Consider the following 12,053-nt stretch of genomic DNA (forward strand, 5'->3'; position numbering starts at 1 on the left):
TTTTTTTCGATTTCTTATTGGTTGAATTGCTCGTAGGCCTTCGCCATTTCCTGGTACGCATTTTTGATATCAGGCTGATTGTTCAACTGATCCACATAGGCGCGGAATTCCTCCATTGTTGATTGTCCGACAATGGCACGCGTGACCATTGTATTGTACTCATCCTGATACTTCGGCCACGTATCGCGCCAGCCGTCGGAGGTGATCACCCGGTAAGGATCGATTTTTCCGATCTCGTCGAAGGTTTCAACCTCTTTGATTTTGGCATCGTTGTAGGCCTTGTCTCCCGAAGCGCTGATCACCTTGCCCCATTTCGCATAGGCCAGCACACCCGCTCCCTTGCTTGTGGTGTTGACCTCTTTAATGCCCTGCTCCGTCAATACCTTTTGCCCGTCAACGACGGTATGGTGCGTTCCTTCAATCCCGTAGTAGGCAAAATCCGTCATCTCCTGGGAGGCTGTCATGTCAAAATATTTAAGCAGCTGCTTCACCTTTTCCTCAGGCACTTTTTTGGAAATGTAGAATCCGCCGGCCACACCGGTTTCCAGAGCAACAGCCGGATCGCCGTTTGGCCCCGTCATGTTCAGATTCAAAATTTCGGCGTCCGGCTGGCCGGATTTCTTCATCGCCTGCTCCCATTCATGATCCCACCAGATCGGACGGCCGTAGGATGCGGCGCGGTTCGTCTTGAACAGCTCCTCCGCCTGGCTTTCCTTCATGACTGCATATTCCTTGGACATCAGGCCATCAGCATACAATCCTCTGAACCATTCGACCATATCCGCATACTGCGGCGTAAGTGCCGGACTCATTAAGCCCCCGTCCTTGTCGTAAGTCGGGTTGTAGACCCCGAACCCGGCCTGAAATCCGGCAGGCGCCGAATTGACATAGAGCAGGCCGACCGTATCCTTTTGCCCGTTGCCGTCCATGTCGCTGTCCACGATTTTTTTCAGGGCCGCTTTATATTCATCAAACGTCTTGGGCACGGGAATGTTCAGCTTCTTCAACCAGTCCTCGCGGATCTTGATACCCCCGTCCACCCGGGAACGGGACCGCGGCACGGCGTAGATTTTGCCATCTACAGACAAATACTTGAGAGCGTCAGGCGCCAGGTTTTTTTTGAGGTTCGGGTATTCGCTCATATCCCCCAGAAAGGGTGTCAAATCCCAGAAGGCCCCGTTTTTAATGGCTGTAATAAGCGTAGGCCTGATCGCATTTTGATATGCGACCACCTCGGGCAAATCGCCGGAGGCCAGCAGCAAATCCAGCTTGGAATCGAGATCGCCCGACGGAACCCATTCGATGTCAAGCTTGCTGTTCGTGCGTTTCTCCCATTCCTTCCAATAGTCATTGTCCATATCCGGGATTTCGTTATATAGGCCGGCAAACATTTTGATGCTTAACACGCCGTCATCACCGGCGTCCGCTTTTGTTCCATCAGGCTCGGCACCGCCTCCACATCCAGCCACAAGCAGCATCACCAGCGCCAGGCATATCCACGATACCCAACTTTTCTTCACCTTCATATCTGTTATCCTCCTTGTATGCATTGCAAGAATACGCTTACATGATTCTGTTTAACATGAGGCTTACCCTTTAATGGAACCGAGCATGACCCCTTTGGCAAAATGCTTTTGCAGAAACGGATACACCAGCAAAATAGGCAGCATGGCCAGTACAATGGACGCCATCCGGATCGTTTCCTGCGGAACGACGTTCTCATCGCTTGCGCCGGCCTGAGCGACGGCCACCGAATTGGAGTCGATGACAAGTGTCTTGATCAGCAGCTGCAAGGTCCACTTGCTGGAATCCGATAAATAGATGAGTGCGTTAAAATAGGCGTTCCAGTGCCCTACCGCAAAAAACAGCGTAAAGGTTGCAATCGCCGGCATCGACAGCGGAATGACAATGCGCATAAACACCTGAAAATCCGTGCAGCCGTCGATTTTGCCCGAGTCCTCAAGCTCCGCAGGAAGCGATTCCAGAAAGCTTTTGATCACGATCAGGCTCCAGGCGTTGGTCAGGTTGGGCCAGATCATGGACCAGTAGGAATTCAGCAGGCCCAGCTCTTTGACGAGCAGATAGTTCGGGACGATACCCGCGCTGAACACCAGTGTAAAAATCACGAGCCCCATCATCCATTTATGGCCTGGCAGCGATTTTTTCGTCAGGCCATAGGCCATCGTGAACGACACAATCAGATTGAGAATGGTGCCGACCACGGTGATGAACACCGTGCTTTTCAGCGAATTCAGAAAGCTGTTCGTCGATAAAATGTACCGGTACGATTCCAGCGACCATTTTTCGGGAAACAGGTAAAACTTCAGGGGCACATACACCTGCGGATCAGTAAATGACACGCTGAACACGTACAAAAACGGAAAGATACAGGCCAGCGAAATCAGCATGACCAGGCTGTAATTGACCCAATCAAACAGCGTCAGCCCCTTCCTGCGTACGACAAAGCTCATGGCTCCTTCCTCCTCTATCATGACACAGATGCCAAATGTACGGCATATTTTTGCCGTTAATATATTCCCTCATGCCCGAGCCTTTTTACGATCCGGTTAGCCAGCACGATCAGCACCAGTCCGACAAGCCCCTTGAACAGTCCCACCGTTACACCAATGCTGATTTTCCCCTGCAAAATGCCGTACGTGTACGAATACGTGTCGAACACCTCACCCACATTGCGCACCAGCGGGTTCATCATGAGCAGAATCTGCTCAAATCCGGTGTCAAACATGCTTCCCAGACGCAGGATCAACAGAATGATAATGGTAGGACGAATGGCCGGCAGGGTGATATGCCAGATTTGCCGGAAGCGTCCCGCCCCGTCCACTACTGCAGCTTCATAACGCTGAGGGTCCACCCCGGCCATGGCCGCCAGAAAAATGATGGTGCCCCAGCCTGCCTCCTTCCACATCACCTGTGCCGTCAGCAGGCCCCAAAAATAATTGGGTTCAGATAAAAATGAGATCGTTTCGCCGCCGTTTGCGGCAATAAGCTTATTCACAATGCCCACGTCCGTGGAGAGCAGAAAGAACGACATGCTCGCCACCACAACCCAAGAGAGGAAGTGGGGCAAATAAACGATGGACTGATTGAACCGCTTGAACGATTCATGCCGGATTTCATTCAACATCAGTGCAAGCAAAATCGGCAGCGGAAATTGAAAGACAAGCGCAATGATATTTATAGCCAGCGTGTTGCGCAGCATGATATAAAAGCTCGAGCTGGCGAAGAGATCAGCGAAATGCTTCACTCCCACCCATTCACTGCCCGTAAAACCGAGAAACGGGTTGTAGTCTTTAAACGCCAACAGCAGCCCCCACATCGGAGCGATCTTGAAAATCAGAAAAAAGAGCAGGCCCGGCAGCACGAGCAGGTAAATGGTACGGTGCTTCACGATGCGGGCAAGCAGGCTGCCGGTCTGTACATCCTTGGCATCTTCACGAATGAAAGCCCGCGACTTCATCATGTCTTATTCCCTTCTTTCACAGTGGCTTCAGTTGCGGAAAATTCAAGCACGACCGCTTCATAACGGTCCAGATATGGCAAGGTTAAACTGAAACACGCTTCACCCTCATCTTTCGCCTGAAAGGTTAGCTCTTCTCCTTTGCGGAGTGAATAGGCGCGTTCCGGCAGCTTGATTCCGTTAAAACGGAAATTCATTCGGTAAATTGGTATCGCTTTCAAATAAGTGGTGCCGTTAAAGCCGGATAAATTGATCAACTGTAGCAGACAATTCCCGTCAGGAAGACGGTTGAAGAAGAGCTCCACGCTTTCCGGAATATCTGTTTCCACTGTTAACGGTCCGGTCAAGCCTGCCAAAATATCCGTTACCGCATGTTTGTGATCCTCAAAGCCATGCTTTGCATACTGGGCTCCGGGATGCCATGCATAATATATTCCCGCCCCTTCCCCAGGGCGGCGGACGATCCCCAGTCCGGAAAACCGGCCAGTGCTGTGGCCGTACGCCCGCTCAGGGGGTCCGAACGTAGATGGCTCTATATAAGGCATAAGGCTGTCGGCTTCATCCGGATCGAAAACCATACGTGCAAGGCCGCCGCTTGCCGTAATCCAATGGCGATCCTTCAAGCTGGGAAAGCGCTGCTCATCCGACACGTCCAGATAACCGGCCAATCGGCTGTCTGTGCTGCCTGTGTATAAAGCCGCAAACAAGGCGGACAAGGTCTCCTCGTCTTCAAAAAAGCTGCAGCCCGTCGCCAGTATAGATACGCCCTGCCGCTGCAGATCACGCAGAATTTCCCGCATATCGGCATTTGTCTGCTGCAGGCCTGGCAGAATTATAGCTTTGACTCGGGCAAGCGCTATCTGCTTCGCCGGAATCTGCTCCTCCACGATGGTATCGAACAGCACATGCGACTCCTTCAGCATTTTGAACAAGCCCATATACTCCGTGGCAGCTTCCGGCGCTGCGGGCTTGATTAACACGACGTCCGCCAGCGAGATCAGGTTGCCGAAGACATGCTCATACTCGGCATGGAAGCGGAACACCTCCTGCACGGCAGGGAAGCTTTTCCGGTCCGGGTAGCCTGCAAAAGCGCCGATAATGCAAAAATCCAGCCCGGAGCCGTTCGCTATACTTTGGTACAGCCGGATTTCATTCTCCTGCGGGGACACCCCTGTAAAACGGTAGGTCAGATCGATCGCATTGATGCTGCAGTTGCTGATCAGCTTGTCGTCCCAGCTCTGCTCGACTGATGCTACATTCTCAGAAGCGGAGTAGAGCCACAGCGGGTAAGGGCGGGTCAGCGACGTGTTGGATTCCTTGCGTACAATATCGACCATGTATGGATGGTAGGTGCTGATGGCGACATCCGGCCGTTTGGCTTTCACAAAATGATGGATTTGGGCAAGGATGGCACGGGAGGTCTGCTCCTGAAACTTGCGGTACACTTTATGCAGAGCATGTCCCCGTCCCGTGTATTCTCCAAGCTCCTCACCGCACAGCTCCCTGAAGCGGCGGATGCAGTTGCCGCAGTAACAGGGACCGTAATGATTGCCGCTGTAATCCCAGTGCTGGTAACCAAACATGTTGAAGAAAATGCCGTCCACCTCGTAACGGTCCAGCACCTCGCCGATGCTTTCCAACGATTTCTCCTGCTGATATTCCCCGTTCAGGCAGGTATGGACGATGCCGAAATAATTGACCTCGCGCCCATCCCGATCCCTGTAAAACCATTCCGGGTGCGCAGCAAAGAGCGATTCATGCGCCTTGCTGAAATCAAATCTGGCGATCACCCGCATGTTACGGGCGTGGGCCTGGGTGATGACTTCTCCCAGCAAATCCTTTTTCAAATAAGGTGTTACAACCTGGTGCTCCAGGTCGGACGGATAAAAAGCGAAAATCCCTCCCGCATTGATCATCAATGTGTTCGCACGGAATTGCTGAAGCTCCTTCATCAAAAGCCCGACATCCAGATCCGCGTCCGTTTCGCGGAGATTGTTCTGAATCAGGCGCAGCTTGTTCGCTGTCCACCAGCTCATGCGTTTCATCCTCCCTCTGGCTGCGATACCCTCACTCTATACCTGACATTTCAGGCAGAACAGGGACATTTTTTGCTTCAGACCTGCAGGCAAAAATTGTCCGTTATGCAGATTGCGAGGAAGAGCGGAATCCTTATGCTGCTGCAGCGGAGCCGCAGCTTTCCGGGACATAGCGGGAGGGGTGAAGGACAAAAAATGTCCGTTTTATGCTGCTTCAGCGAAAGGTGCCGGGTGAACAGACATGAAGAGGCCCTTACGGCAATCCGCAAGGGCCTCCTGATTTTTCCTTTTTACTTTATAAACGCACCGATTATTGAATCGTGATCTGCTGAACCGTCGAACTGGTCGCGCCTTGATCATCCGTTACGGTCAGCTCAACCTGAAACGTTCCTCTCCGGTCGAATTTATGCTTGGCCGTGACACCGGACGCCGTATCGCCATCCCCAAAATTCCAGCGGTAGCGTACGATTTTCCCGTCCTCGTCATAAGATGCGCTTGCATCGAACTGTACTCTCTCCTTTCTTGCGGCTGAAGCCGGGAGGACAAAGGAAGCCACCGGCTTCTTATTTACAGACGGTTCTTCCGGTTCTTCCTCCCCGGCTCCCGCTACATACAGCTTGCCCGGCGCCTCAATTTCCGTTTCGTTGCCAGCGCGGTCCCGAACGGTGATGACAATCACTCCGCCATCCAGCACCAGAGAGTCAGGCGTGGTATAAGATCCTTCATAATGTCCGGCAGTGGTTTCGGTCAGCGGGATTCCCGTCCGTCCTGTCGAGCTGATCGAGAGCGGGAGCTCAATATGGAAGGATGCATCCAATCCCGGTGCGCTGTCGAAGGAGACTGTAACCGTTTCTCCGGAAGTGATATGCACATCCTCTGCCGGCAGCAAATTCCCGATCTCCGGCAGAGAGCGATTCACCACGATGGTTCGTGTAACGGTAGTTATATTGCCGGCCAGATCGGCTGCCTCTACGGTCAACGTGTTCTCGCCGCTATCGAGCAGAATGCGGTGGCTGAAGCTGCCGTCGCTGTCAATGCTCACTTCCGAGCCGTTCACCGTAACCACACCTGGATGCTCATCAATTACAGTGCCTGCTACCGTAAAATCCCCGGCATTGGTTTGTTCCCCGTCTTCAGGTGAGCTGATCGTGACGACGGGAGCCTCCTGATCCAATGTAATGACGACCGGCTCCGAACGATCCGTCGTTCCGCCGCCATAGACGGCAGCCTGAACGGTCAGCGCATTCGCACCGGGATGCAGTTCTACTGGCAGGCTGAACTGCTTGTTCTCCACGACGGCCGTTCCTGCCGGTTCATCATCGTTAAACAACTGGATCTCCACGCCATCTGCCGGAGAAGTTCCCGTTACTGTTAGCTGCGCTTCATTGGTATACGTATCGGTGACCGGAGTGGAGATCACCGGAACCGGGACCGCATTTTGGACAATAGCCCTGATCATATAGTTGCCGTCGTCCTCGGGAGCCGGAGACCAGGAACCGCTGACACGATACCAGCTGCGCAGGGCATTGGGACCATTCTCGTCTGTTGCAAGTCCCGGTGCCGACAGACCGGCGAGGGTCTGAATGTACACAATGTAGAAGTCGCCCTCCACGATAACCGGATCGGGGATGTCTACTGTTGTCCACTCTCCGTTGCGAAGCGCCGTGCCGTCATACGGTCCGGCGAGCAGACGGCCCGGACTTCCTTCCTCACCGGATGCGTCATACACCGCATACTGGAATGCTGTCCCGCCCGGTATAGGCCACGACGTATCCCAGAAACGGAAGGATGCTCCCGTAACCTGAACGGTATCCGTTTCAGGCGTCATCCGGACGGCCCAGGCGTTATTCGCCGCATTAAACGAGTGGGCATTCTCTGGTGTTCCGTCATCATAGGCAATTTCACCCGCATAACCGATGAACGGTTTCAGCGCTGCCGACGCATCTACAGTTTCACCACCTGGCACATCAACAGTAAATGAAGTACTGAAATAATCATGCGCGCTGATCGCCAGCGTATAGCTTCCTTCCAGCACATCCAGCGCAAATGAGCCGTCTGCTTCCGTGCGCGCCGGCGCCACATTGGCGTCCTCAAGCACGGTTACCGTTGCGCCGGCAATCGGTTCGCCGGTGACTTCGTTTGTAATCACACCACGGATAAAACCTTCCGGAATTTCTTCCAGACTGAAATTCACTCGTGTCGGAGCCTCGTTCAAGATCGTCACCTGTTTCGTCTGCGGATAGTATCCGTATGCTTCAGCCTTCAGCGTATAATCGCCGGAGGCGTGCAGCAAGCTGTACCGTCCGGTGGCCGAATCGGTCTTTACGGAGCGCTGCGTCTCAAGTACGGTAACGGTTGCGCTGGCCGGCAGGCTTTGCAGGCTGATACCTCCATTCTCTTCCGCCGGTGCTTTGGTCTGAGACTGTTTGAAATCCGTGCTGCTGGTCACCGAAATTTTGAAGAATGGAGCAATATCATCCACTTTTTCCTTATCGGATGAACGCTCGAAGGTAATGCTTTCCGTATCCTCAATGTCCGCCGGTGTACCAACCACCCGGAAGTCGTCAATATACCAGCCTGCTCTTACAACAGAGCTGTCAGTCTCAACGCGGAAGCGGAATTTCACTTCACTTCCGGTGTATTCGTCCAGATTGTAATACACCGGACTCCACTGCTTGCCTCTGTTACTGTCCGAGAACTGTCCCAGAACAGACCAGGATTGTCCATCATCATTTGAAATCTCAACATATCCGTGGTCATAACCGGTCTCCAGTTCAAACCAATGGTTAAAGAATAAGACTGCGTTATCAACACCGGTTAGATCGACAATCGGAGAATACAGTGAGAAATCGGCGCTGTTTTCATAATTGCTGTCCAGATCGGTTCCCCACACATTCGGCTCCGAAGCCGCACTCGCAGGGCCAAATGCAGGAATTCCTCGTTCCCATTCGTCCCTCGTCCCCGAATGTGTCCAGCCGCTATCCGACGGTCCGTCAAAGGAATCACTGTAAAAGGTAGGAGGAACCCGGACGGACACAACCGCCTCATTGGACAAATCGCTCAAATTGCCGCTGTAATCCTCGGCAGCAACCGCATAATAGTATGTTGCTGCTCCGACGGATAACGCATCGGTAAATGTCAGCCCGGAAGTAGTTCCGATCTGCTCATAGTCATTATTGTCGTAGGTGGAGCGCAGCACGCTGTACTGCTTTACATCCTCATCCGCCGGAGCCGTCCAGTCAAGCTTCACATTGCCTATCGGATCAGACTCTGCTGTCAGCCCTTCCGGCGGAGACGGCGGCGTATCATCCGGCAGCTGTACGGAGAAGTCATCAAGATACCAGCCTGCCCGCTGAACAGATGTATCGCTGGTCAGGTTGAACATGATATAGACATGCTGGCCCGCATAAGGCTGCAAATCCACATATTGTGTAACCCATCCCCCGCTGCTGCCGGTAAAGGCCGTCACAGGCTCGAATGCATAATCGCTGTCATCCGATGCAATGTATAGCGTGACCTCGTCCTTATTTTGCTCAAGATCATACCATTGCTTGAAGCTTAGAAGCGCACCTTCAGAGCTTCCGGTGAGGTCAATCGGAGGAGCCGCAAGATAAGCGTTCGCATTGGCCTTGTAGGTCCCGTTGAGATTCGTGGCAAACACCTTATCACCCGAATAAGCGGATTCAGGGCCGCTCTCCGGCTCACCCCATGCCCAGGTGCTGTTTTGTCCGCCGCTGTTAAAGCCCTGGACGTCCGCCTCAAAATCCTGAACATACCCGGGTATAACACCTGAAGACACAGGCACTTGATAGACAGGAGAGCTGAAGCCGTTATTCCCGTAATCATTAACCCGGATATAATAATCGACGCCTTCAGTCTCGACAAGAAACTGGGGAATGGTGCCCACGTATGTACCATCCTTGCTGTCGCCCGCCGCCCGTTCCATAGGCACATATACATAATGCTCCGTCCCGCTGGTTTTCGCATAAAGCTCAACTGCAGTAACTCCGATATTATCCGTTACCTGAGCGGTAATGGGGATATCCACTCCTTTATATGCTGCAGCTACAGGTGTATGCTGCAGCACCGGCTCCTCCAGGTCGTCCCCGCCTGTAACCACTCTGCCGGACACCGATCCCAGCTCATCCGCAACCGAGCTCACCGCATTCAAGGCATTAATAATTCCGTACCCGTACCCGTTGTTAGGTGCAGAAGGGAATTGGCTGTCTGTACGCGGCAGCGCAGAATTCATAATAATTCCCTCAAGATCATCCACGGTCAGTGAATGATTGGCCTGCAGCAAAAGCGCGGCAAGTGCAGTCGTATGCGGCCCCGCCATGGATGTTCCGCTATTCAGCGCGTATCTGCCGCCAGGTACGGAAGAGCGAATATTGACACCGGGTGCGGACACCTCCGGCTTGATTTCACCATACGGAGAAGGCCCCTGCAGAGAGAAATCCGCCAGATTTTCATCGATATCCGTCGCTCCGGTTGCGAACGATTCAGGATAGTTGGCCGGATTCGCTACAGAGCCGGGTCCTCCTTCAATCCCCCGGTCCAAATCCACGTTGCCTGCCGAAAATTCGGGAAAGATTTGCGCATCCCGCCATGCCTGCACAATCGGCCGGAACCATTCGTCTATTCCGGGTCCTCCGCCCCACGAATTGTTGATGACATCAGGAGCCATCTCCGGGTGCAGGTTGCCCTCGGAGTCAACAGGGGCAAGCAGCCATTGTCCACCTTCCAGAATGATCGCATCACTGGTGGACGGATTAAAGATCCGCACGGCAATCCACTTGGCTCCAGGCGCGACACCGATATGATTCTGCCCGTTTTCCTCGGCCCCGACCATCGTACCCATCGTATGCGTCCCATGGCCGTTCGTATCTGCCGGCAGATCAGCGCCGCTGTGCGGATCGAACCAGCTGAGCTCGGGATCTGCAATATTGCCTGACGCATCATACCCGCGCCACTTGCTGCTCAGTGCCGGGTGGGAGAGCTCTACCCCGGTATCCATATTGGCAACGACGATCCCCGTACCGTCAATGCCTTTTTCCCATACCTCAGGCGCATTGATCTGAGCAATATTCCATTCCACTGTCTCGGGGTCCACTTCAGTGGTCACTGCTCCAGTCGAATCAGCCGCTGAAATACGGTCCTCATCCAGTACAGCTGGTGCCGCTTCTGCAGAGCCCGCTGTTCCCTTGGTATCAGCCTCTGCCGCCGTCGTTTCGTCTTTGATTTCGACTGCTCCAGGACTAGGTGCATGCAAATACCGTGTTTCATTCGGCAAAATTTTGTCCACTTCCGGCTGCAGGGCGATTTGCTCCATCACTTCCTTGGTGCTCGTAACCGCCATGGAGTTCACGATAAAGAAGCTTTTATATTCCTGAACACTTCCCTTGGTCTGCTCCTCCTGCAAAAATTCCTCCAATCCGTACTGCGTGCGGGAAGCCGTCTCACGGAGAGAGCTGACTACAGAGCTTCTCACGGAAAGCTTCGCTGCAGACGGGGTTTCACGCGCCAGCGTCGATCTCTGCAAGGCCTTCTGGGATACGGCCGCGGTGTCGGTTTGTTCCTTCATTTTGACCAGATAGGTCACAAATTTGTCATCTTTAAACTGCTGTGTCAGCTTGGGAGCAACCTTCGGCTCGGCTGCAGCAGCCGAGGAACCGGTTTTCATGCTCAAATAAGGACTTGCGGGCGTCTCGGCATAAGCCGGCTGTATAAGCGTAAATGTCATGAGGATGGCCATTCCAACGGTAAAGGGTTTGTTTCTTTTTCGGAATTTAAACAAACTTCTCCACTCCTTTTACTCGGATTATGACAAATAACATGTACCGGCGTGCAGGTCGCCTTTTGCTGGACCACCTCCTTCAGGAATCTATGAATTTGTCCAATAGAGTTGAAGCATTAATAGCCGATCGTGGAGGGAACATGCTGAGAGAAGAAAAAGAAGAGTTGAAAAAAGCTGAAAGTTTGGAGATAAAAAGAAGTAATTGGAAAATTAAGTTACATTAAGGTCAGTATAGTTATCATGCAGAAACCAGGCAAGCTCTTTTTTAGGAATTTATATAAATTTACTACTTTTTTCTCATTTAACATGATTATAAAGTCCTATAGAAAGAGTGTTTTTCTGCATTTCTCTCTTTTTCCCGAAGAAAATATGATGAAACAAGGCCCTCCTTGGCATAAATTCTCAGCATGCAATAGAAATCGAATAGAAATTTTCTATCTTCATTCGTTATTTTCTATAACATCATCATTCCATTGAAATTAGACGTTGACAGCTTCCACACATTGCCATTAAGATAAGACATAACTTTTGAAGAGGGAGGCTGATGAACAATGATTCATGTAAATACACTTGTTACGAAAACAGAACAAATCCTAATATCATATGTACTACCTTGTCTCATCAGCCCCTATCGGGCGACGTGATATGCTGTGCCGGTTTCCACGGGCGGAGGCCGGCACCAAGTCAGGCTTTTAGATTTGAACCTATTACCGTCTTTTCGGGCGGTATGGATCCGAATACG

At 52.3% G+C, this 12,053-nt stretch carries 7 protein-coding genes; 1 reads left to right on the forward strand and 6 read right to left on the reverse strand.

The window, feature by feature from the left end:
* Positions 1–14: 14 nt before the first annotated feature.
* The 6 genes from ACE5KN_RS13910 to ACE5KN_RS13935 form a co-directional block, all read right to left on the reverse strand.
* Positions 15–1,526, reverse strand: coding sequence for an extracellular solute-binding protein (locus tag ACE5KN_RS13910; protein ID WP_375528555.1), 1,512 nt, complete (start codon positions 1,524–1,526; stop codon positions 15–17).
* Between the two features lie 63 nt (positions 1,527–1,589).
* On the reverse strand, positions 1,590–2,471 hold the full coding sequence (locus ACE5KN_RS13915) for a carbohydrate ABC transporter permease (protein WP_375528554.1): 882 nt from the start codon (positions 2,469–2,471) through the stop codon (positions 1,590–1,592).
* Between the two features lie 56 nt (positions 2,472–2,527).
* Positions 2,528–3,481, reverse strand: coding sequence for an ABC transporter permease (locus tag ACE5KN_RS13920; protein ID WP_375528553.1), 954 nt, complete (start codon positions 3,479–3,481; stop codon positions 2,528–2,530).
* Positions 3,478–5,514, reverse strand: coding sequence for a family 10 glycosylhydrolase (locus ACE5KN_RS13925; protein ID WP_375528552.1), 2,037 nt, complete (start codon positions 5,512–5,514; stop codon positions 3,478–3,480). The genes ACE5KN_RS13920 and ACE5KN_RS13925 overlap by 4 nt, the downstream gene beginning before the upstream one ends.
* Positions 5,515–5,550: 36 nt before the next feature.
* The gene (locus ACE5KN_RS13930) at positions 5,551–5,685 is read right to left on the reverse strand and encodes a hypothetical protein (protein WP_375528551.1); all 135 of its coding nucleotides are present in this window, start codon (positions 5,683–5,685) and stop codon (positions 5,551–5,553) included.
* 139 nt (positions 5,686–5,824) lie between these two features.
* Positions 5,825–11,311 (reverse strand): S8 family serine peptidase, encoded by a 5,487-nt coding sequence (locus ACE5KN_RS13935; RefSeq protein WP_375528550.1) that lies wholly within the window; start codon positions 11,309–11,311, stop codon positions 5,825–5,827.
* Between the two features lie 89 nt (positions 11,312–11,400).
* On the opposite strand from ACE5KN_RS13935, the gene ACE5KN_RS13940 reads away from it, so the two are divergent.
* Positions 11,401–11,535: a hypothetical protein gene (locus ACE5KN_RS13940; protein ID WP_375533093.1), complete on the forward strand. Its 135-nt coding sequence runs from the start codon at positions 11,401–11,403 to the stop codon at positions 11,533–11,535.
* The last annotated feature ends 518 nt before the right edge of the window (positions 11,536–12,053 follow it).

This window comes from Paenibacillus terreus, assembly GCF_042138595.1.
Lineage (GTDB): Bacteria > Bacillota > Bacilli > Paenibacillales > Paenibacillaceae > Paenibacillus > Paenibacillus terreus.